Consider the following 21176-nt stretch of genomic DNA (forward strand, 5'->3'; position numbering starts at 1 on the left):
GAACAGCTGTCTCAAAGGAGGACAGATGCCAAAACGCTTTCGCCTGACCCGACGGTTTCCCGTGGCCATGACAGAAGATGGGTATCGCAAGCTCAAGAGCTTTGCGGCCGAGGCGGGTCTGGATGAAGGCGAGGCGCTGTCGTTCCTGTTTGAGAATTTTGACGCTGTGACAGACACGGAGCAACTGGCGCAACGCTTGCGCCAGTTCAACGCAACATTGGACGCACGTAAACGGTGACGGCGGAGTTGGGATATGCCCCATTCTGCTGAACCAAATGCCAAGGGGAGGAAGGCATGACGATCAAACTCTATTGTTTTGGGGAGAGCGGACACTCTTACAAAGCGGCTTTGGCACTGGAACTTTCAGGTTTGAGCTGGGAAGCCGTAAAAGTGGATTTCTTTGCAGGTGAAACCCGCGGCGAAGACTACCGCACCAATGTGAATGTCATGGGCGAAGCGCCTGTACTGGTAGACGGCGATTTCAAGCTGTCTCAGTCTGGGGCGATTCAAGCGTACATCACCGACAAAACCGGCAAGTTTGGCGGCACCACCCGCGAAGAAGAGCTGGAAGTGTTCCGCTGGGTGCTGTGGGACAACACCAAGCTGTCTGCCGTCGCTGGACCGACCCGTTTTCTGATCAACTTCCTGCCTGAGGACAAACAGCCCAAAGAGGTGATTGCCTTCAATCAAGGGCGTCTGAAAGGCACTTACGACGTTCTCAACAAACATCTCGAGGGCCGTGACTGGATTGTGGGCGACGGGCTGACCAATGCGGATCTGACCTGTTGTTCCTACCTCTACTACCCGGAGCCTTTCGGCTTTGATCGTGCCGACTGGCCCAATATTGACCGCTGGCTCACCAATATTTCGAACACACCGGGGTGGAAGCACCCTTACGACCTTATGCCCGGCTCCCCTGCGGACCGCGCCTGAATTCGCCTGACATAGGAGACCAAAATGACCGAAGCCTATATCTATGACGCCGTGCGCACTCCGCGCGGCAAAGGCCGCAAAGACGGCAGCCTGCATGAAGTGACCTCTGTTGCGCTTTCAACGACTGTTTTGAACGCACTGAAAGACCGCAACGATCTGGAAGGCCACGCCGTTGAAGATGTGATCTGGGGCAACGTGACTCAGGTGAAAGAGCAAGGCGGCTGCCTCGCCCGGACGGCTGTGTTGGCTTCGGATCTGGATGAGATCATTCCCGGCCTGGCCATCAACCGTTTCTGCGCCTCCGGCATGGAAGCTGTGAACCTCGCGGCCAATCAGGTCAAAGGGGGCGCTGGTGATGCCTACATCGCCGGTGGTGTAGAAATGATGGGCCGTGTGCCAATGGGATCTGACGGTGCGGCCATTGCCGTTGACCCGTCTGTCGCCATGGACATGTATTTCGTGCCGCAAGGCATCTCTGCCGACATCATCGCAACCGAATATGGCTTCACCCGTGACCAAGCGGATGCGCTGGCGGTGGAATCTCAGCGCCGTGCTGCGCAGGCATGGGACGAAGGCCGTTTTGACAAATCCATTGTGGCAGTGAAAGACATCAATGGGCTGACTATTCTGGACCGTGATGAATACATGCGTCCGGGCACCGACATGCAATCCCTCGGCGGCCTGAAGCCAGCATTCAAAGAGCAGGGCGAAGTGATGCCAGGCTTTGATAAGCTGGCTCTGATGAAGTACCCGCATCTGGAAAAAGTCAATCACATCCACCACGCGGGCAACAGCTCTGGCATCGTGGATGGCGCGGCTGGCGTTCTGGTTGGCAACAAAGAGTTTGGTGAGAAATACGGGATCAAACCGCGCGCGGTGATCAAGCAGACCGCCAAAATTGGTCTGGACCCAACCATCATGCTGACCGGCCCGGTGCCCGCGACCCAAAAGATCCTGAAAGACGCAGGCATGGCGATCAGCGACATCGATCTGTTTGAAGTGAACGAGGCTTTCGCCTCTGTTGTGATGCGCTTCCAACAGGCGTTTGATGTTGATCCGGCGCTGGTGAACGTCAACGGCGGCTCCATCGCAATGGGCCACCCGCTGGGCGCGACCGGTGCAATCATCATCGGCACGCTGCTCGACGAGCTGGAGCGTCAGGACAAAGAAGTTGGCCTTGCCACGCTTTGCATTGCGTCCGGCATGGGGGCAGCCACCATCATTGAACGCGTGTAATCCGCCGACAACAGGATAAGAGACATGACTGATTTCACAATGAACGTCGGCGACAACGGTGTCGCCATTATCACCTGGGACGTGGCTGACAAATCCATGAACGTCCTGCGCCGCGAAGCGTTTGGCGAGTTGGAAGCCCTGATCGACGAAGTGCTGGCCAATGACGACATCAAAGGCGCCGTGCTCACCTCTGGCAAAGACACCTTTGCCGGCGGGATGGATCTCAATGTTCTGGGCACAATTCGCGCAGATGCAGGTGACGAGCCTGCGCAAGCCCTGTTTGATTTTACCATGATGGGCCACAAGTTCCTGCGCAAAATCGAGCGCGCGGGGATGGATCCGAAGACCAACAAAGGCGGCAAGCCGATTGCCTCCGCCCTGCCTGGCACCGCGCTTGGCATCGGTCTGGAGCTGCCTTTGGCGACACACCGTATCTTTGCGGCAGACAATCCGAAGGCCAAAATCGGCCTGCCAGAAATCATGGTTGGCATTTTCCCCGGTATGGGTGGCACCACCCGCTTTATCCGCATGATGGGCGCCATGGCGGCCTCCCCTTTCCTGCTCCAAGGCAAGATGGTGGACCCAAAGAAAGCCAAGTCTGCGGGCATTATTCATGAAGTGGTAGACGATCCAGTCGCGGCAGCCACCGAATGGGTGCTCAATGCAACTGACGCGGATATCGTGAAACCATGGGACACCAAGGGCTATAAAATGCCGGGCGGTGAGCCTTATCACCCAGCCGGGTTCATGACCTATGCGGGCGCCTCTGCCATGGTGAACGGCAACACTTGGGGTGTTTATCCTGCCGCCAAGGCGCTGCTGTCTGCCGCTTACGAAGGCGCTCAAGTGCCGTTTGACACAGCGCTCAAAATCGAGGCGCGCTGGTTTGTGAACGTGCTCTTGAACCCGTCCTCCTCTGCGATGATCCAGTCTCTGTTCATCAACAAAGAGGCGCTGGAGAAAGGCGCAAACCGCCCCGACGTGCCAGATCAAACCGTCAAGAAAGTTGGCGTTCTTGGCGCGGGTATGATGGGTGCTGGCATCGCTTTGGTCTCTGCTCAGGCAGGCATGGATGTTGTGCTGATCGACACCTCCCAAGAGGCGGCAGATCGCGGCAAAGCCTACACCGAGACCTATCTCGACAAAGGCATGAAGCGCGGCAAGGTCACGGCAGACAAGAAAGAGGCTATGCTGGCGCGCATCAACGCGACCACAGACCTCAACGCACTGTCTGATGTGGATCTGATCATCGAAGCGGTGTTCGAAGACGTTGGCGTGAAAGCGGAGATGACCAAGAAGGTTGAGGCCATCATACCTGAGGATGCGATCTTTGCTTCCAACACATCGACTCTGCCGATCACCGGTCTGGCGGAAGCATCGGTGCGCAAGGAGCAGTTCATCGGCATTCACTTCTTCTCCCCAGTTGAGAAGATGGCGCTGGTGGAGATCATCAAAGGCAAAGAAACCGGCCCACGCGCGGTGGCCAAAGCGCTCGACTATGTGCGCCAGATCAAGAAGACCCCGATCGTTGTGAACGACGAACGCTTCTTCTATGCCAACCGCTGCATCATTCCTTACATCAACGAAGGTGTGATGATGGCTGGCGAAGGTGTGGGCCGCCCGCTTCTGGATCATGCCGCACAGCTTCTGGGCTTCCCTGTGGGGCCGGTGCAGCTGGTGGATGAAACCTCCTTTGATCTGGGTGCCAAGATTGCCAAAGCAACGATGGACGCCATGGGCGATGCCTATCCAAAGTCTGTCGCGGATGATGTGACCTTCTGGATGGTCGAAGAAGGGCGTTTGGGCCGTAAGGCCAAAGCCGGCTTCTTTGACTATGATGAAAAAGGCAAGCGTCAGGGCTATTGGCCGGGCTTCAACGAGAAGTTCCCGCTTCTGGAAGAGCAACCCGATCTGATTGAAGTGCAGCACCGCCTGATCTTTGTTCAGGTGTTGGAAGCGGTGCGCGCGCTGGAAGCCGGTGTTCTCGAAGACATCCGCGAAGGCGATGTTGGTGCGATCCTTGGCTGGGGCTTTATGCCTTGGTCTGGTGGCCCGTTCAGCTGGCTCGACATCGTGGGCGCAGCCTGGGCGGCAGAGCGTTGCGACGAACTGACCGCAAAATTTGGTGCGCGCTTTGAGTGCCCGGCCCTTCTGCGCGAGATGGCTGACAAGGGTGAGACCTTCTATGGCCGTTTCGGTCCACAGGCCAAAGCCGCAGCGTAACGCGATCAAGCAAAACAAAACGCCCGCCAATTGGTGGGCGTTTTTTCATGTGTTAATCTCGTCTCAAAAGCGCGAAAGCCTTCGGCGCTCAGATCAAGCGGCGCGGCGGAGCTCTTGCAGGTTCACATCCACAGGACGCGCGGCACCGCCTTGCAAAAGAGCCTTGGCCTCAATAACAGGCATCAAATTGTAGTTCGCCACATGTGCGAACCGAGGCCGCACCCCTGCGCGAACACCCCATACACACTGCGAAAAAAGCAGCGTCCCGCCATTGGCAAAGATCATCTGATCCTCTGCAAACGCAGGCAAGTAAGCCCTGAGGGTTTCCTGCATCTGCAGTCGATAGACCCCCTCCAGAACCTCAAGCGCCGCCCCAGGAATGACAGCGAAAGGGTCCCCCCATTTGTCGCGCACCTTCGGACTTTCAACCAAGACCCCCTGATGCGGTTGCACAACCAAGTCGCGCCGATTGTCGATCGTCCCCCTTGGTACGAACAATGGTCTGAGTTTGTGCGGTGTCACTTGGTCAGGGGACGCTATCAAATCAGAAGCCACAGCTCTGATCCGCTGAAAGCCTGCGTCAAATGTCAGCACTTCGTCGCCAACATGAAGGCTTTCTACGGAAGCCCAGCCCCCGGGCGTGACAACCCGCGTGCCTTGAACGAAACCGCATCCCGCTGTGATCAAAACAGGCTTGATGCCCGCCGCCTCGCGCCGTTCTGCCAAGGCCTTGATCGCCTTGTCACGAATTGATCCCACCGCATGTTCCATCGGTCCCGCAACATCCCCAACGATTTTGGTATTTCCACTGCACGCCGCCAATAAGGAAGCAATGCGCCCCAATTGCGATTGTTCTGTGTCAGCGTTGATAATCGGTAAACAATCCAGATCGCTTGCATGGCATTCGATCCAAACTTTTGACAAATCGCGCCGTAAATGCACGTCATCGCGGTGCCTCTTGGGGCATATGCGTTGCCGCAACGAGGCGTTTTGCGCGGCCTCATGCAGTTTTCTACGCTGTCATTGTCGCAATCCTGCTTGATTGCAACACCGTTCCGAGGTTTTCTTTTGGCAACCAGATACTTGCCACCACACAGGGTGGCCGACAAGGAGGAGATGTCGATGGGTTGGATGGCGGACGAAACAGGTCTCGAAAAATGCGATGCAAATTTTGTACCGCTCACACCGCTGTCTGGATTACGCCGCGCGGCTCAGGTCTTCCCAAACCGTATAGCGATGGTGAGCGGCGACACTCGCCGCACTTATTCCGAATATCATGAACGCTGCACACGCCTTGCGTCGGGCCTTGCCCAGCTTGGCGTCATGCCGGGGGATGTGGTTGCCACCATCGTTCCAAACATCCCTGCCGCGGCGGAGGCCCATTTTGGCGTTCCTGCCTGTGGCGGCGTGCTGAACGCGATCAACATCCGACTGGATGTGCACACCGTGGCTTACATTTTTGGTCACGGGGAAGCCAAAGTCGCGCTGGTTGACACCGCATTCCTAGAGCTCGCGGAAGCCGCCATTGCAGAGATGGACGGAGATGGCCCAACCCTTGTGGAAGTGCCGGATGAGGCGGCAGGCTTTCCGGCAAGTGGAAAATACATGACATATGAGGCGCTTCTGGCCTCAGGTGATCCAGTATTTGACTGGATTATGCCCAAAGATGAATGGGAAAGCATCTCGCTGAATTACACATCCGGGACGACCGGACAGCCGAAGGGCGTGGTCTATCACCATCGCGGCGCTTATCTGAATGCGATGGGGCAAGTGCTGAGCTGGCAGATGACGCTCTATCCCGTTTACCTCATGGTTGTCCCCCTGTTTCATTGCAACGGCTGGTGCCATACGTGGCTGATGCCAATGGTGGGCGGCACATTGATCTGTTGTCGGGATGTGGCGGCAAAACCGATATTTGATGCCATTGCCGATGAAGGTGTGACCCATATGGGGGGCGCGCCAATTGTGCTCAATATGATGGTGAATGCCCCAGACAGCGAACGCCGCACATTTGACCATCTGGTGGAGGTTTTCACTGCAGGTGCTCCCCCTGCCCCAGCCATATTGGCCAAGTTCGAGCCCATGGGATTCAACGTGACCCAGATCTACGGGTTGACCGAAGTTTACGGTCCTGTCACCGAATGCCTGTGGGACGACACCCGTTGGGATGGGTTGGACACAGCAGAGCGCGCTGCGATCAAAGCGCGGCAGGGTGTGACCATGCCTTTTATCGAAGAAGTGACTGTTACAAACGAAAAACTGCAACAGATTCCGATGGATAGCGCTTCGGATGGCGAGATCATGATCCGTGGTAATGCCGTTATGAAAGGCTATCTGAAGAACCCAGACGCCACGCGAGAAGCCTTTGCCGGTGGGTATTTTCATTCCGGGGACATCGCCATTCAGCACCCCGACAGCTACATCCAAATCACGGATCGCGCAAAAGACATCATCATCTCAGGCGGTGAGAACATCAGTTCGGTTGAAGTAGAGGCCACATTGATGGATCACCCGTCCGTCAGCCTGGCTGCGGTGGTGGCCAAGCCGGATGACAAATGGGGGGAAGTGCCCTGTGCTTTTGTCGAACTTCTGGACGGTGTGAGCGTTGAGGAGGCAGAGGTGATCGCCTTTGCGAGAGCACATCTGGCTGGTTTCAAGACCCCTAAGAAAGTTGTGTTTGGCGAACTGCCCAAAACCTCGACAGGTAAGATCCAGAAATTCGCCCTGCGCGAACAGGCCAAGGCGCTTTAGGTGTGTTTGGGCAAGTCTTTGCAAAAAGTTGCGGCATTTGCCCAAAGGCTCTGGTAGACTCTCGTTAACGACCGTAAATGGCAGCGATATGAGCAGCACTCCTAAGATTGAAGACGGGTTGCGTGAGAAAATCATCTCGCAACCGGATGTGATCCTTGAGGATCGCGATCTGATGCGCGCGTTGATCGCCGCGAATGAAAAGACCATGGGCGGCAATATTGTCGATTTGCGTGGCATTGCGATGGAACGCCTTGAAGCACGGCTGGACCGGCTGGAAGACACCCACCGCAGCGTGATTGCGGCGGCTTACGACAATTTGGCGGGCACCAATCAGGTGCATCGTGCCATCCTGCGGATGTTGGATCCGGTTGAATTTGAACGTTTTCTCCATGATCTGAGCGGCGAGGTCGCCGATATTTTGCGTGTGGATGCCATTCGGCTGGTGCTGGAAACCGAGCAGGAGACCGAGGGCGACAATGCTCTGGCGCGGCTTGGTGATGTGCTGTCGACGGCGGCGCCGGGATTTGTCGAGGAGTATCTGACCGGAGGCCGCAACATACCACAACGACAGGTGACGTTGCGCCAGGTGCAGGGCGCGCGTGCGGAGGTCTATGGCGAGGACAGTGACTGGATCTGCTCAGAAGCCTGTCTGAAACTCGATTTCGGCAAGGGCCGCCTGCCGGGGCTGCTGGTGATGGGCGCGGAAGATCCGCATCAGTTCACACCGCAACAAGGCACTGATTTGCTGGCGTTTTTTGCCGGTGTTTTTGAGCGCGCCATGCGCCGCTGGCTGGCGTGATCAGCGCGGCGGTCAGTGACGCGATCACGCGATTTCTGGCCCATAAGGCCGCATTGGAGGCGGCCTCAAGCAACACAATTTCGGCCTATGAGCGCGATCTGATTGAATTCGCAAGCTTTTTAACGCTTCACAAAGGCGCGCCGCAGGGGCTTGCGCCGTTGATGGCCGTGTCGGTGCAGGACATGCGCAGCTGGATGGCCAGCGCGCGCCGCACGGGCATTGCGCCGCGATCTCTGGCGCGTAAACTCTCGGCAGTAAAGAGTTTTTACCGCTGGCTGGCGGAACGCGAGGGATGCGATCCCACAGCGGTTTTGGCCACCCGGTCGCCCAAGTTCAATGCCAAACTGCCCCGTCCGCTTTCCGAGGAGGCCGCTAAGCAAGTCATTGAAACCGTTGAATTTCAATCAAGTGACGATTGGGTTGGCGCGCGGGATACGGCGGTGATCACCCTGCTGTACGGCTGTGGCCTGCGAATTTCCGAAGCCCTGAGCCTGACAGGTGCAGACGCCCCACTGCCCAAGACGTTGCGCATTGTCGGCAAAGGCGGCAAGGAACGCATCGTGCCGGTTCTGGATGCGGCACGCGCGGCGGTGGATCAATATATTTCCCTTTGTCCGCATGATCTTAGCCGAGAAGGTCCGCTGTTTCGTGGCGTGCGTGGTGGGGCGCTGAGCGCGCGGATTGTGCAGATGGCGATGCAGAAAACCCGCCAGCAACTGGGCCTGCCTGCGACCGCCACCCCCCATGCGATGCGGCACAGTTTTGCCACCCATCTGCTGAGCGCGGGGGGCGATTTGCGGGCCATTCAGGAGCTGCTTGGGCATGCCTCGCTTGCCACCACACAGACCTACACGCAGGTCGATGCGGCGCGCCTGATGGAAGTCTACAACAACACCCACCCAAAAGCGTGAGTGGCAAATAGTTAACGTCAAAAACCGCCTGTTTTGAACGTCGGTATTGCGTCTGTATCGCGACGGTATTGCGGAGGTGCGAAATTCGGGGTCAGAAATGGTTAATCGGCCGCCATGGTTAGGGGATTGAGGGGCCAGCCCCACCACCGCAGCGATCTGAAGCGCCGTGTTTTGCCACAGGTGCCATTTACAGAAGGAAGCCGTGATGAAAGAAACCGTCTTGCCCGAAGCGCCAGATGCAAAATCACCCGCCGGGGCCGACATCCGTTTCATTATGGATGGCACCACGGGGAATATGATTCACAGCACCGTTCCCCCGGGGCAGATCAACAGAGCAACCATCCACAAGAGCGTTAGCGAGTTCTGGTATGTTCTGGAAGGTCAGGGGGAGATCTGGCGACGCGACGAGAGTGAGGAAAGAATCACGCCCCTCGCGCCCGGTGTGTCGATTGATATTCCTTTGGGCACAGCGTTTCAGTATCGCTGCACCGGAGAGGTGCCGCTGACATTCATATGTATCACCATGCCGCCATGGCCGGGCGATCGGGAAGCCTCTCATGTTGACGGGGCATGGCCGCCGACCGTCTGACAAACTGCGCGCCTTTCAGCCCCGCCCCTGCGGCACGACCTCATACCCCGGCTCCTCGGGCTCATCATCCACCATCTCAGGCGGGAAGCCCGGGGCCAGCACAGAAAGACCGGTGGCCTCCTCCAGCCGCTTGATGATGTTGGGGCTGAGTTCTCTTTCCCCAAAGCGCGCGATGGCGTCGTCAAACATCGCGATCATCAGCGGGTTGAGCTCCAGCGGCACGCCAGCACGGTCGGCCACATCCTGAAACAGGCCAATGTCCTTTTTGACCAGATCCATGGTGAAAGAGATGTCACGCGAGCCGTTGAGAATGACCTGACTTTCGGTCTCATGGCTGAAGGAGTTGCCGGAACTGATCTTGATCGCCTCATAGGCGGTGTTGAGATCCATGCCGGCGGCGGCGCAGGTGGTGAGCGCCTCGGCACTGGCCACCAGATGTGCGGTGGCGAGGTAGTTGGTGACGACTTTCAACACCGAAGCCGAGCCGAGATCGCCGGTGTGCAAAACACGGCGGCCCATGGTGGTGAGGAGCGGCAGGATGCGCTCGAAGGTCGCCCGATCACAGCCTGCGAAGATGGAGATGTTGCCTGTGTCGGCCCGATGGCACCCGCCCGACACCGGGCAATCGACCGCAGCGCCACCAGCCGCGACGACCAATGCGCCAAGGCGCTTGGCCTCGGCCTCATCAGTGGTGGACATTTCCATCCAGATTTTGCCGGGGCCGACCTCTGGCAGCATCTGCTGCAGCACCGCATCTGAGGCGGCGGGAGACGGCAAGCAGGTGATGACCACATCACAGAGGCGCATCATCTCTGCCGGGCCGGAGACCGCCTTGGCCCCCTGCGCCAGCTTGTCGGCCACAAGATCAACATTCAGATCATGGACATAGAGCTCTTTGCCGTTTCTGAGCAGGCTGCCGCTGAGTTTGCCGCCGACATTGCCCAACCCGATAAATCCAATTTTCACACGCGTTCCCCCCTATCCTCTGTTGCAGCGTGGCGCGAGTTGACATGCGCGGCAGGTCGGGGCGCGACATATCTGGCGTTTTTGACCTATGATTTGCCAAAGAGGCGGCCCGGTGCCTCCGACGCCAGCGGCGCGCCGGAAAGCTGCGCCATATGCCATGCCAGCGCGGTGTTGGAGCTGAACACCGGCTTGTTGAGTGTGGCCTCCAGTTCGGCGATCACATCAAGCGTCTGCAGGTTGGTGCAGCTGAGGAACACCGCCTCCACATCTTGCTGCCCCACTTGGGTTGCGGCGGCTTTGACGGAGGCGGCGGTGATGCGGGCGACGTTCTCCTCTCCGGCTTCGCCAAAGGACACCAGTGCGGGGACAGAAATACCTGCGGCCTCAAAGGCGCGTTGCACCGGGAGGGAGACCTCGGCCACATAAGGCGTAACCATGCCAAGGCGCGTGATGTTGAGCGCGCGGCAGGCGGCGATGGCAGCGGAGAGCGGGTCGGTCACGGCGGGGGTTTTCACGCCCTGCGCAACGAGCGCGGCCACTTTGGCGGCTCCGATCATGGTGGTGCCTGAGGTGCAGCCGTAGCCGACCACATCAAAGCGCGCGGCAGGCGGGAAGAGCGCGGCACTTGCCGGCAGGGTTTGGGACATTTCCTGCAAGGTGTCGGTGGTGACTTCGGCACCGGACGGCACGCGGGAGGTGTAAAGCGCGAGATCACGAGAGGGGAAGAGGCGGCGAAAATCCTGCTCCAGCGTTTCGTCAAATTTGAGCACGATGAGGCCGAGCGTGTGTTCGCCAGAGGCGGGTGTGCCAAGCGTGAAAGGGATGGTGTCCATAGGGTTACCTCAGGATCGGGAGCGCGGCGGGGGCGCGGGTTGAGAGGAGCTCGCAACCATCCTCGCGCAAGACGATGTTTTCTTCATGCACCTGAAAGAGTCCCGGGGCGATTTCCACGCCCGGCTCCAGCGTGAGCACCATGCCAGCGCGCAGCTCTGTGGTGTCATGTGGCGTGAAGCTGGGCCATTCGGTGAGCGTGATGCCAAGGCCATGGCCGAGCCGTCCGTCGCCGGGGGTGGCGCCTTGCGCGGTGAGGCTGTCGACAAACATGGCATGCACATCGCAGGCGCGGTGGCCGGGACGCAGGGTGGCAAGCACGTGGTCGGTGGCCCGGTAGAGTGCGTCATAGGCGCGTTTGGCGGCGTCATCGGCGCGGGTGATGGCGAAGTTGCGGTCAAAATCGCAGAAGTAGCCATCGAGCACTGCGCCGGTGTCGAGCATGAGGACGTCACCTGCCATGAGTTTTTGATCGCCAGCGGGGGAGATGACATCGCCGTAGCCGCCCTGCCCCGCGCCACCAGCGGTGTAGCTGATCCAATCGGCGCCTTCCTCCAGCAACACACGCTGGAAATCGCGGAAGACCTGCGCATGGGTGCGGCCCTCGGCGGCGTATTCGGAGATGCGGGCAAAGCTGCGATCTGCGACGGCGCAGGTGGCGCGGATTTTGCGGATCTCAGCCTCTGATTTGATTTCACGGGTGCGTTGGACGGTGTCTGTGGCGTCGACAAAGCGGCGGGGCGCGAGGGTTTGGGTGAGTTGGGTGTAATCCGCCAGTGGCATGCGCAGCTGGGTTTCAAGGCCCATGGGCAGGCCGACGGTGCCAGTTACGGGGACGATTTCGGCAAGGGTGTCGCAGAGCAGACTGAGGCCATCGTCCTCAGGGAAAGGCGCGTCCCATGTGCGGATGTCGGTGAGCCATGTTTTGCCCATCAGGTCTGCGCCGATGGCTGGGATCACGGCGATAGGGGCGCCGGTGGCCGGGATGAGCACAAACCACGGGCGAGCCGGGCTTTCCCAGAAGCGGGTGAGAAAACCCGTGGTGTAGAAGATGTCGGCGGCTGAGGTCAGCAGCAGGACGGAGTGACCTGCGCGGGCCATGGCGGCTTGCAGGCGACTGATGCGGGTCTGGAATTCCGCAGGAGGGAAACCGCGGGCGGGCGTCGGCTCAGACATCTTCGGGTCCTTCGCTGACAATGGTGAGGATGCGGGCGTCCGGGTCGAGCTGCGGGCGCTTGAGCAGCGCGGCAGCAACACCGGCCACACCGGAGGGGGTGCTGGCGATGCCGTAGGCTCTGAGGGCCTCTACCGCGTCGTGGGCCTCCTGCTCTGAGATGGTCACAAAACTGTCGGCATCCATCGCCAGACCATTGAGCGCCACCATGGAAGCGGTTTTGCAGTCCAGTCGGCCCATGTCAGAAACAGGTCCGGTGGTGTCCACCAACTGACCTGCGCGAATGGACTCGATCAGCGCGGGGGCGGCTTCGGGCTCCACCACGGTGATCTGTGGCGCATCCCCCCAAGTGGCGCGGGCATAGGCGGCGACGGCGGCGGCGAGACCACCGACACCGGCCTGAAGAAAAATATGTGTGGGCGGTGCGGGAATTTGTGCGGCGGCTTCTGAGGCCATTTGCAGATAGCCCTCCATGACGCGGTAACCTGACGCCTCGTTGCCAGCCCATGTGCTGTCAGACAGCAGAGTCCAGCCGTTGGCCTTTGCGGCGGCTTCGGCGGCGGCCATGCTGGCTTCATAGTCGTCACCCGCCCAAGCGACCTCTGCCCCCTGTGCCTCAAGGCGGGCACCAAAGGCAGCCGGAACTGTGTGGGCGAGGTAGATCACCGCCTTGGCCCCGAAGATGCGCGCGCCAGCCGCAACGGACATGCCGTGGTTGCCCGCCGAAGCGGTGACATAGGTGCGGCCCGTCAGCGCTTGGGACCAATCAGAAGGATCTGTGCGGGCCGCGTCGTGGGCGATGGCGTAGGCCGCGCCGAGCGCTTTGAAGGAGCCAAGGCCCATGCGGCTGCGCTCATCTTTGATGTGGAAGCTGGCGACCCCAAGCTTGGCTGCGAGATCGGCCATGTCGCGCAACGGGGTTTCGGCGTGGGCCGGACAAAGCGCAAGCAGCTTGGCCACCGCTGCGGCATCGCGGCTGGGGAGCGTGTCAGACTGGCGGGTCGGGAGGCCTTGGCTGCGAAACGGGTTGGCTAAGGTGTCGGTCATGTATCAGGGGGGCTTTCCAAGAGAGTTTTCAAACGTGCCACCTCCCCCGCCCGCATGCGGCCATCGCGCATTTCAAACAGCGCGCGCACTTCGGTGCCCTCAAAGGCGAGATCCTCTCCGACATATCCGAGATGGGACAGACGGTAAGATTTGGCAGCCCAATCGGTGATTTCCATGCGGATGGTCAGCAGATCGCCATCCCTAAGCGGGCGACGATATTTGGCATGGGTTTCCATGAGACCAAGACCCTTGGCCCCCAGTTGCGCACAGACCGCCGCGTGGCCGCCATAGGTTTGCAGAAAGCGCTGAAAGGTGCCGTCCATCCACCGATAGATATTGGGGTAGTAGACGATGCCCGCTGGGTCGCAATCGCCAAAAACTACGTGGTGGTGGTGCTCAAAAGTGAAGCGCATGAGGGGTTCCGTTCGTGGCCTGTTTGGGGCCAGATTGGGTGCCGATGGCGAGAATGGCAATGAGGACTTTGGGTTGACAGAAGAAGGGTGCAGCCCTGAAGGTAGCGCCGAGACTTGGGCATTTTGCCCTAAAACCGCAGAGATAGGGGCGTTTTGCCCCAATATTCACGCTGAACGACCTAAATGACCGCAGAATTGGACGACATGGACCGCCGCTTGCTGGCGGCGCTGCAAAAAAACAATCGCCTGACCGCAGATGAACTGGGTGAGATTGCAGGGGTGTCACGCTCTGCCGTGCAGCGGCGCGTGGCGCGGTTGCGCGACAGCGGGGTGATTGAGGCGGATATTTCGGTGGTGTCGGCCAAAGCCGTCGGGCGGCCGATGACCTTTATCGTGGAGGTCGAGATGGAGCGCGAGCGCACGGACCTTCTGGATGAATTCCGCCGCTCCATGCTGCAGCTCGATGATGTGCAGCAATGCTATTATGTGACCGGCCACGCGGATTTTATCCTTGTGGTGACCGCCCCGGATATGACCGCCTATGAAGACTTCAGCCGCCGGGTGTTCAACGACAATCCCAACATTCGCCGTTTTCACAGCAATGTGGTGATTGACCGCGTCAAAGCCGGGTTGCAAGTGCCAGTGTGAAGGGCGCTTTTTGGCCCCTTCACAGAGTTGCAGACTGATCTAGCCGCAGCAGCTGCAAGACGAACCTTGGGAGATCGGCTGTACCGGCTCCAGAGTGTCCTCACCCAAAGGCAATTCTCCGGTGAGCGCGGGGGCTGGGATTTGCAACGCGGTGGCGATGCGGATCAGGGTCGCCTCTGGCAAAGCTGCGCCATTTGAAGCGGTTTCCAGCTTGGTCAGTTGGCGTTCCGTCAGACCCACAAGCTTGGCAAGCTTGGGCCGGCCCAGTTTACGCGCCTTGCGAACAGTTTTGAGACGCTGAGGATCAAGAGTAAGCGCGGTCACGGAACACCTGTATGGATTGTTGTCTGTCTACCCTAGATAGGCTGGTGTGTATCGGGTGGCAAGTTTGCCTTTGAAGGTATCTCCCCTCAACGCTGAGTACGGCGCAAAAAGTCGTCAAACATGGGGACGGTGAAGTCTATCTCGCCATATTGAGGGCTGTAGATCATACCTTTGGTGATGATCTGGGCGCGTCGGGGGCCGAGTTTGCTGGGGGACTGGCCCAGCTTTTTGGCCACCTTGGACGAGCGGTATGGCCCTGACCCCAACGCAGCCATGGCGACCACATAATCGCGCTCCTTTGGGGTCAGGCGGTCAAAACGGACCTGAAAGAACCCTTCGTCCAGACGCCGCAGCGCATCCCCGGTCGCCACCTCGACAACATCTCGGTCAATCGGGGAAGCCACGGCAGTGTTCCACGCCTGATAGCCCCACTCCTGCAAGAAATACGGGTATCCCTGCGTGGTTTCATAAATCCGTTTCAGCGCTTCCTGGGTGATCTTTTCTCCTTCGTCCTCGATCGGTCCCTTTATGGCCTGCATTGCTGATGCCTCATCCAGCGGGCCGACATTTGGGTAGGAAAATAAGCGCTCTGCATAGGATTTTGCATCGCCAGACAAGGCGGCCAATTGCGGCAGGCCCGCCCCAAAGAACATGACGGGGAGCTGTTTCTGACCGATTTTGTGAATGGCCACAATGAGGGCCGCAAGCTCTGCTTCGCTGAGATATTGCACCTCATCAATCAGCAGGCACCATCCACGACCCGCAGCTTTGGCAGCGGTGCCAATGGCGACAAACATATCGGTGAGGTCATATTCCAGATTGCCGCTGTCCGCGACGCCGGGCTCCGGATCCACTGAAACTGAGATATCGCCCATCTGCACTTTGAAAGCGCTGGCGAAACTGCGCAGGGCTTTCATGGCGAAGTGGGATTTGGCCTTCGCTGCTTCGATCAGAGAGAGCTTTCGCAACACGCGCTGCATGCGCGGATAGAGCATAAGCGCGAGTTTTTTCTCTTCGGGGGCTTCAATCACGGAGGTGAGATAGTGTTCGTCTTCGGCCGCGTTTTCAATGGCATTGAGCAGAACGGTTTTACCTGTGCCACGCAGGCCCAGAAGCATTTGGGAACGCGCATGGCGACCGATCATGGTGCGCTTGAGCGCGGTGACCGCATCGGTAATGATCTCATCGCGTCCGACAAGCTGCGGCGGCTGCGAACCTGCCCCCGGGGCAAAAGGGTTTCTGACTGGATCCATGGTACTATCAAAATCTAATGAGTTATATGTTATGGTAGATATAGCTATATATAAGTCAATACAGCTGTGCAGATCCAACTGCTGTCACGCCTCTTCGCCTTACTGACCAAAGAAAAAGCCGCCCACGAGGGGCGGCTTCTTTGTTTCTCAGCTCAAACCGACGCTCAGTCGATGATCGCGTTCAGTGTTGCGGACGGACGCATGACTTTGGCTTTCAGCTCCACAGATGGGCGGTAGTAGCCGCCGATCTCTGCCGCTGGGCCTTGCGCCGCTGCAAATTCCGCCAGGATGGCCTCTTCGCCCTCTGCCAGAGCTTTGGCCACACCTGCAAACTCGGCTGCGAGGTCGGCATCGTCAGACTGTGCTGCCAGCGCTTCGGCCCAGTAACGCGCAAACCAGTAGTGGCTGTCGCGGTTGTCAGGCTGGCCCACTTTGCGGGATGGGGAGCGGTTGTCGTCCAGAATGCCCTGGGTTGCGGCCTCGGCAGCGACACCCAGAACACCGGCTTTGGCGTTGCCTTTGACATCCGCGAGGAAGTTCAGGCTTTCACCAAGGGCACAGAATTCACCCATTGAGTCCCAGCGCAGGTGGTTTTCTTCGACCAGCTGCTGAACGTGCTTAGGGGCAGAGCCGCCCGCGCCGGTTTCAAACAGACCACCGCCCTGCATCAGCTTCACGATGGAGAGCATTTTGGCGGAGGTGCCCAGCTCAAGGATCGGGAAGAGATCGGTCAGATAATCGCGCAGCACGTTGCCGGTGATGGCGATGCTGTCGTTGCCTGCGGTGATGGTTTTCAAGGACTGTGCGGTGGCTTCGCGTGGCGCGAGGATCTGGAACAGGTCCGCCTTGCCAGCTGCTTCTAGCGCAGGAGTCACGTATTTGATCAGCTCTGCGTCATGGGCGCGGTTTGCGTCCAGCCAGAAGATCGCCTCGGAACCTGTCAGGCGCTGACGGTCCAGAGCCAGCTCGATCCAGTTCTCAATCGGTGCCTTCTTCACGGTGCAGGAGCGCCAGATGTCACCCGCCTCAACGTCGTGGCTGTGCAGGGTTTCACCGTTTGCGAGAACAACGCGGATGGTGCCCTCAGCAGGCGCTTCAAAGGTGGTTGGGTGGGAGCCGTACTCTTCCGCCTTTTGTGCCATCAGGCCAACGTTGGCCACGGAGCCTGCGGTGGTCACATCCAGCGCGCCGTTGGCTTTGAAGAAGTTCACGGTCTCGTCATAGACAGAGGCGTAGCAGCGATCCGGGATCACGCAGTTGGTGTCGCCCTTGTTGCCAGCCTCATCCCAGCCTTTGCCGCCTGCGCGGATCACGGCAGGCATGGAGGCGTCGATGATCACGTCAGAAGGCACGTGCAGGTTGGTGATGCCTTTGTCAGAATCCACCATATACATGGACGGACGCTCCAGCGCGGCGATTTCTGCTTTGATGGCATCGGCGTTGTCAAGCGTGTCGATGGCGGCCAGAACAGCCCCCAGACCGGAGTTCGGGGAACCGCCTGCTGCGGCGATGGCGTCCCCATGGGCGTCCCAAACCGGGCCAAGCCATGCTTTGACCGCGTGGCCGAAGATGATTGGGTCAGAGACCTTCATCATGGTGGCTTTCATGTGCAGGGAGAACATGGTGCCGTCTGCTTTGGTGTCTTCAATCGCCTCTGCCAGGAACGCACCCAACGCTTTGGCGGACATGAAGGTGGCGTCAGCAACGGTGCCTTCTTCCAGCGGCCAGCCGTCTTTCAGAACGGTCACGGCGCCGTCTTTGGCAACAAATTCGATTTTCGCATCACCGGCCTGATCCGCAGAAATGGTCGCGGAGACTTCGTTTGCGTAGAAGTCGTTGCCCGGCATGGAGGAGACTTTGGTTTTGCTGTCAGACGTCCAGGCACCCATGGAGTGCGGGTTGTTCTGTGCAAAGTTTTTCACCGCACGTGCGGAGCGGCGGTCGGAGTTGCCTTCGCGCAGCACAGGGTTCACAGCGGAGCCTTTGATGCCGTCGTACCGGGCGCGGATCGCCTTTTCTTCGTCAGACTGCGGATCTTCTGGATAGGCTGGGATGTCATAGCCCTGCGCCTGCAGCTCTTCGATCGCGGCCACCAGCTGTGGCACGGAGGCGGAGATGTTTGGCAGCTTGATGACGTTGGCGTCAGGGGTTTTCACCAGCTCGCCCAGAGCGGCCAGATCATCAGACTGACGCTGTGCGTCGGTCAGGTTTTCCGGGAAGGTTGCGATGATGCGGCCCGCCAGCGAAATGTCTGGGGTGCCAACGGTGATTCCGGCGGCAGAAACGAACTTGCGGATGATCGGCAGGAAGGAGGCAGAAGCCAGCTCCGGCGCTTCGTCTACAATTGTATACAGAATATCTGGTGTCTTGTTTTCAGCCATATGTCTCACAACCTTTTTTAAGTCAGGGGTGTCTATATTTGCGGGTTCTGGGCGGAATGCCCGACATAATCCGTTTGGTCCTCTTTGCCATCGTGGGGATTGTGACGGGCACAAAAAACCCGCACGACGGCATCGTGCGGGCTCCGTATAGGCTGCATGGGGCCAAAGATCAATTGCGGCGTCCCGCTTAGGCGGGGGCTTTTTGCCGCGCGGCCTGCATATGCGCATCAAGCGCGGCAATTTGCGCTTCTGTCAGGCGCAGGCCCAGCTTGGAGCGCCGCCAGACGATGTCTTCTGCGACGCGGGCATATTCTTTCTGCATCAGCCAGGTGACCTCGGCTTCTGTCAGAGTTGCGCCAAAGTCTGTGCCGAGGTCTGCCGCCTCTTTGGCATCGCCAAGAAGGATCTCTGCCTCGGTGCCATAGGCGCGAATGAGGCGTTTGGCCCAAGCGGGTGTCAGGAAAGGATATCGGCTTTGCAGCGCGGCGATTTTTCCTTCGACCTCATGCACCTCAAAATCACCGCCGGGCATGGCCACGCCTGCTGTCCATGGCGCGGTGGCTTCGGGGAAGAATGGCACGATTTTGGCCATCGCCGCCTCTGCGAGCTTGCGGTAGGTGGTGATTTTACCGCCAAAGACATTGAGCACCGGCGCGCCGTTGTCATCGAGTTTGAGCACATAATCGCGCGTGGCCGCGGTGGCGGAAGAGGCCCCATCGTCATAAAGCGGGCGCACGCCGGAATAGCGCCAGACGATGTCTTCCATCGTCACAGGTTTCTCAAAGTAGTTTGATGCGAAATCACAGAGATACTGCGCTTCTTCATCGGTGCAGGTTGGGGCCTCATCGGCGTTGCTGTGTTCCTGATCGGTGGTGCCAATCAGGGTGAAGTCTTCCTGATAGGGAATGGCAAAGATGATGCGGCCATCTTCGCCCTGGAAGAAGTAACAGCGGTCATGATCAAACAGGCGCTTGGTCACGATGTGGGAGCCACGCACCAGACGCACGCCCGCAGAAGAATTCTGTTTCAGCACACCCTGAATGACATCAGCCACCCACGGGCCACCCGCATTCACCAGCGCCTTGGCACGGGCCGTGCGGCGGGCGCCGGTCTCCACATCTTCCATCTCGATCTGCCACACACCATCGGTGCGCGCTGCAGAGAGCACCTTGGTGCGGGTATGGATCGTTGCGCCGCGTGCTTCGGCATCACGCGCGTTCAGAACCACCAGGCGGCTGTCCTCGACCCAGCAATCGGAATATTCAAAGGCCTTGGCAAATTTGCCCTTCAGAGGCTTACCCGCTTCGTCCGACTTCAGGTCCACCGTGCGTGTTCCGGGCAGAATTTTGCGCCCCCCAAGGTTGTCATACATAAAGAGACCCAAACGGATCAGCCAACTGGGGCGGCGGCCCTTCATCCACGGCATGACCAGCGACAGGATGCGCGATGTCGGCGTGTCATTGTCAAACCGCATGTCCTTATGCATCGGCAGCACAAAGCGCATGGGCCAGCTGATATGGGGCATGGCACGCAGCAGGGTTTCACGCTCAATCAGCGCCTCGCGAACAAGGCGGACCTCAAAATATTCCAGATAGCGCAGGCCGCCGTGAAAGAGTTTGGTGGAGGCCGAAGAGGTGGCCCATGCGAGGTCTTTCATCTCTGCAAGTTCGACAGAGAGGCCGCGCCCCACTGCGTCGCGTGCAATGCCGCAGCCGTTGATGCCGCCGCCGATCACAAAGAGATCCACTGTGTTGTCTGACTGAGCTGCCATGAGATTCCCTTTCGCGGGCTTTCGAACATTTTCGCGCATCTTCGAACATTTTCGCGGACCAGAGTCAAGAAAAACGCACCGAAATCTCCGCGATTGCGCAGGTTTTCGTTGTAATTTCACGGAAAGCCTGACACGGCTATGCGTGCAAAACGAAGATAAGCGAACATGCACAGCAGTTTCCGAGACCGTGAAATCCTTGAAATCGCCCGCACCGAAGGCAAAGTGACCGTTGACGGGCTGGCCGCGCATTTTGATGTGACGGTGCAGACCATCCGCCGCGATCTGACCCAGCTGGCGAACGCAGGACGGCTTGAGCGTGTGCATGGCGGCGCGGTTTTGCCCTCAGGGGTGCGCAACATTGCCTATGAGGAGCGCAGCCGCGTGAATGCAGAAGCCAAAGCGGCGATGGCGCTGGCCTGTGCAGCAGAAATCCCCAACGGCTCTGCGCTGTTCATCAACATTGGCACCAGCACAGAGGCTTTGGCGCGTGCGCTTTTGGGCCATGACGGGCTGCTGGTTGTGACCAACAATCTGAATGTGGCGCAAATTCTGGCGGGCAATGAACGCTGCGAGGTCTTGCTGACCGGGGGCAAGCCACGGCCAGAGGATGGCGGTCTGGTGGGGCCGATTGCAGAGCGCATGGTGCGGGATTTTGCCTTTGATTATGCGATCCTTGGCTGTTCGGCGATTTCAGCAGAGGGCGCGGCCTATGATTTTGCCATGGACGAGATTTCGGTGTCCAAAGCGGCTTATGCGGGGGCGCGGGAAACCTGGCTGCTGGCAGATCACAGCAAGTTTCAGCGCAACGCGCCCGCGCGTATTCTGGATTTTGACGATGTGGACCGGCTGTTCACCGACGCCCTGCCCGCCGCGCTGCATCCGATCTGTGCAGAGAAAGCCACGCAGGTCACGCAAAGCGGCTAGGT

Annotated in this window: 20 protein-coding genes; 10 read left to right on the forward strand and 10 right to left on the reverse strand. The window is 59.0% G+C overall.

What is annotated here, in order from left to right:
* Window positions 1–25 precede the first annotated feature (25 nt).
* The 4 genes from J7413_RS16610 to J7413_RS16625 are packed head-to-tail and all read left to right on the forward strand — an operon-like array spanning window position 26 to window position 4392.
* Window positions 26–238, forward strand: a complete 213-nt coding sequence (locus J7413_RS16610; protein ID WP_209100220.1) for a hypothetical protein — start codon at window positions 26–28, stop codon at window positions 236–238.
* Window positions 239–294: 56 nt separating this feature from the next.
* Window positions 295–933, forward strand: coding sequence for a glutathione S-transferase family protein (locus tag J7413_RS16615; protein WP_209100222.1), 639 nt, complete (start codon window positions 295–297; stop codon window positions 931–933).
* Window positions 934–957: 24 nt separating this feature from the next.
* Window positions 958–2169: an acetyl-CoA C-acetyltransferase gene (locus J7413_RS16620; protein ID WP_209100225.1), complete on the forward strand. Its 1212-nt coding sequence runs from the start codon at window positions 958–960 to the stop codon at window positions 2167–2169.
* Between the two features lie 24 nt (window positions 2170–2193).
* On the forward strand, window positions 2194–4392 hold the full coding sequence (locus J7413_RS16625) for a 3-hydroxyacyl-CoA dehydrogenase NAD-binding domain-containing protein (protein ID WP_209100227.1): 2199 nt from the start codon (window positions 2194–2196) through the stop codon (window positions 4390–4392).
* Window positions 4393–4485: 93 nt separating this feature from the next.
* Here the strand turns inward: J7413_RS16625 and J7413_RS16630 are convergent, their stop codons facing one another.
* A complete protein-coding gene (locus J7413_RS16630) occupies window positions 4486–5163 on the reverse strand; it encodes a Hint domain-containing protein (protein ID WP_209100229.1) in 678 nt (225 codons plus the stop codon).
* A 351-nt stretch (window positions 5164–5514) separates the two neighbouring features.
* On the opposite strand from J7413_RS16630, the gene J7413_RS16635 reads away from it, so the two are divergent.
* From J7413_RS16635 to J7413_RS16650, 4 genes are all read left to right on the forward strand, one after another.
* The gene (locus J7413_RS16635; RefSeq protein WP_209100230.1) at window positions 5515–7143 is read left to right on the forward strand and encodes an AMP-binding protein; all 1629 of its coding nucleotides are present in this window, start codon (window positions 5515–5517) and stop codon (window positions 7141–7143) included.
* A gap of 88 nt (window positions 7144–7231) precedes the next feature.
* The gene (locus J7413_RS16640; protein WP_209100231.1) at window positions 7232–7942 is read left to right on the forward strand and encodes a DUF484 family protein; all 711 of its coding nucleotides are present in this window, start codon (window positions 7232–7234) and stop codon (window positions 7940–7942) included.
* Complete coding sequence (locus J7413_RS16645) at window positions 7939–8853, forward strand: tyrosine recombinase XerC (protein ID WP_209100232.1); 915 nt, start codon at window positions 7939–7941, stop codon at window positions 8851–8853. Before J7413_RS16640 ends, J7413_RS16645 begins: the two co-directional genes overlap by 4 nt.
* A gap of 205 nt (window positions 8854–9058) precedes the next feature.
* Complete coding sequence (locus J7413_RS16650) at window positions 9059–9442, forward strand: cupin domain-containing protein (protein ID WP_209100233.1); 384 nt, start codon at window positions 9059–9061, stop codon at window positions 9440–9442.
* Between the two features lie 15 nt (window positions 9443–9457).
* Here the strand turns inward: J7413_RS16650 and J7413_RS16655 are convergent, their stop codons facing one another.
* From J7413_RS16655 to J7413_RS16675, 5 genes are all read right to left on the reverse strand, one after another.
* Window positions 9458–10408: an NAD(P)-dependent oxidoreductase gene (locus tag J7413_RS16655; protein ID WP_209100234.1), complete on the reverse strand. Its 951-nt coding sequence runs from the start codon at window positions 10406–10408 to the stop codon at window positions 9458–9460.
* Window positions 10409–10494: 86 nt separating this feature from the next.
* Window positions 10495–11241 (reverse strand): aspartate/glutamate racemase family protein, encoded by a 747-nt coding sequence (locus J7413_RS16660; protein ID WP_209100235.1) that lies wholly within the window; start codon window positions 11239–11241, stop codon window positions 10495–10497.
* Window positions 11242–11245: 4 nt separating this feature from the next.
* Window positions 11246–12415 carry a Xaa-Pro peptidase family protein gene (locus tag J7413_RS16665; protein WP_209100237.1) on the reverse strand — a complete coding sequence of 390 codons (1170 nt, stop codon included), beginning with the start codon at window positions 12413–12415 and terminating at the stop codon, window positions 11246–11248.
* The gene (locus J7413_RS16670) at window positions 12408–13460 is read right to left on the reverse strand and encodes a pyridoxal-phosphate dependent enzyme (RefSeq protein WP_209100239.1); all 1053 of its coding nucleotides are present in this window, start codon (window positions 13458–13460) and stop codon (window positions 12408–12410) included. Before J7413_RS16670 ends, J7413_RS16665 begins: the two co-directional genes overlap by 8 nt.
* A complete protein-coding gene (locus J7413_RS16675) occupies window positions 13457–13873 on the reverse strand; it encodes an acyl-CoA thioesterase (protein WP_209100241.1) in 417 nt (138 codons plus the stop codon). The genes J7413_RS16670 and J7413_RS16675 overlap by 4 nt, the downstream gene beginning before the upstream one ends.
* A 183-nt stretch (window positions 13874–14056) precedes the next feature.
* Between J7413_RS16675 and J7413_RS16680 the strand changes: the two genes are divergently transcribed.
* Window positions 14057–14521 carry an Lrp/AsnC family transcriptional regulator gene (locus J7413_RS16680; RefSeq protein WP_247743580.1) on the forward strand — a complete coding sequence of 155 codons (465 nt, stop codon included), beginning with the start codon at window positions 14057–14059 and terminating at the stop codon, window positions 14519–14521.
* A 39-nt stretch (window positions 14522–14560) separates the two neighbouring features.
* On the opposite strand, the gene J7413_RS16685 is transcribed toward J7413_RS16680, so the two are convergent.
* From J7413_RS16685 to glpD, 4 genes are all read right to left on the reverse strand, one after another.
* Window positions 14561–14845, reverse strand: coding sequence for a helix-turn-helix transcriptional regulator (locus J7413_RS16685; protein ID WP_209100243.1), 285 nt, complete (start codon window positions 14843–14845; stop codon window positions 14561–14563).
* A gap of 86 nt (window positions 14846–14931) precedes the next feature.
* Window positions 14932–16098, reverse strand: a complete 1167-nt coding sequence (locus J7413_RS16690; RefSeq protein ID WP_209100245.1) for an ATP-binding protein — start codon at window positions 16096–16098, stop codon at window positions 14932–14934.
* Between the two features lie 164 nt (window positions 16099–16262).
* Entirely contained in the window at window positions 16263–18479 is a 2217-nt protein-coding gene (locus J7413_RS16695) for an NADP-dependent isocitrate dehydrogenase (protein ID WP_209100247.1), read from the reverse strand.
* Window positions 18480–18666: 187 nt separating this feature from the next.
* Window positions 18667–20250 (reverse strand): glycerol-3-phosphate dehydrogenase, encoded by a 1584-nt coding sequence (gene glpD / locus J7413_RS16700; RefSeq protein WP_209100249.1) that lies wholly within the window; start codon window positions 20248–20250, stop codon window positions 18667–18669.
* A 165-nt stretch (window positions 20251–20415) separates the two neighbouring features.
* Here glpD and J7413_RS16705 point away from each other — a divergent pair, with 165 nt between their 5' ends.
* The gene (locus J7413_RS16705) at window positions 20416–21174 is read left to right on the forward strand and encodes a DeoR/GlpR family DNA-binding transcription regulator (protein WP_209100251.1); all 759 of its coding nucleotides are present in this window, start codon (window positions 20416–20418) and stop codon (window positions 21172–21174) included.
* The last annotated feature ends 2 nt before the right edge of the window (window positions 21175–21176 follow it).

Origin of the sequence: Shimia sp. R10_1 (genome assembly GCF_017744095.1) — a bacterium.
In the GTDB taxonomy this organism is placed as follows: Bacteria; Pseudomonadota; Alphaproteobacteria; order Rhodobacterales; family Rhodobacteraceae; genus Shimia.

Excerpts from the sequence above, each read along its gene's own strand:
- J7413_RS16610 (WP_209100220.1), top strand. The coding sequence starts at position 26 with ATGCCAAAACGCTTTCGCCTGACCCGACGGTTTCCCGTGGCCATGACA.
- J7413_RS16615 (WP_209100222.1), top strand. The coding sequence starts at position 295 with ATGACGATCAAACTCTATTGTTTTGGGGAGAGCGGACACTCTTACAAA.
- J7413_RS16620 (WP_209100225.1), top strand. The coding sequence starts at position 958 with ATGACCGAAGCCTATATCTATGACGCCGTGCGCACTCCGCGCGGCAAA.
- J7413_RS16625 (WP_209100227.1), top strand. The coding sequence starts at position 2,194 with ATGACTGATTTCACAATGAACGTCGGCGACAACGGTGTCGCCATTATC.
- J7413_RS16630 (WP_209100229.1), bottom strand. The coding sequence starts at position 5,163 with ATGGAACATGCGGTGGGATCAATTCGTGACAAGGCGATCAAGGCCTTG.
- J7413_RS16635 (WP_209100230.1), top strand. The coding sequence starts at position 5,515 with ATGGGTTGGATGGCGGACGAAACAGGTCTCGAAAAATGCGATGCAAAT.
- J7413_RS16640 (WP_209100231.1), top strand. The coding sequence starts at position 7,232 with ATGAGCAGCACTCCTAAGATTGAAGACGGGTTGCGTGAGAAAATCATC.
- J7413_RS16650 (WP_209100233.1), top strand. The coding sequence starts at position 9,059 with ATGAAAGAAACCGTCTTGCCCGAAGCGCCAGATGCAAAATCACCCGCC.
- J7413_RS16660 (WP_209100235.1), bottom strand. The coding sequence starts at position 11,241 with ATGGACACCATCCCTTTCACGCTTGGCACACCCGCCTCTGGCGAACAC.
- J7413_RS16665 (WP_209100237.1), bottom strand. The coding sequence starts at position 12,415 with ATGTCTGAGCCGACGCCCGCCCGCGGTTTCCCTCCTGCGGAATTCCAG.
- J7413_RS16670 (WP_209100239.1), bottom strand. The coding sequence starts at position 13,460 with ATGACCGACACCTTAGCCAACCCGTTTCGCAGCCAAGGCCTCCCGACC.
- J7413_RS16675 (WP_209100241.1), bottom strand. The coding sequence starts at position 13,873 with ATGCGCTTCACTTTTGAGCACCACCACCACGTAGTTTTTGGCGATTGC.
- J7413_RS16680 (WP_247743580.1), top strand. The coding sequence starts at position 14,057 with ATGACCGCAGAATTGGACGACATGGACCGCCGCTTGCTGGCGGCGCTG.
- J7413_RS16690 (WP_209100245.1), bottom strand. The coding sequence starts at position 16,098 with ATGGATCCAGTCAGAAACCCTTTTGCCCCGGGGGCAGGTTCGCAGCCG.
- J7413_RS16695 (WP_209100247.1), bottom strand. The coding sequence starts at position 18,479 with ATGGCTGAAAACAAGACACCAGATATTCTGTATACAATTGTAGACGAA.
- glpD (WP_209100249.1), bottom strand. The coding sequence starts at position 20,250 with ATGGCAGCTCAGTCAGACAACACAGTGGATCTCTTTGTGATCGGCGGC.
- J7413_RS16705 (WP_209100251.1), top strand. The coding sequence starts at position 20,416 with ATGCACAGCAGTTTCCGAGACCGTGAAATCCTTGAAATCGCCCGCACC.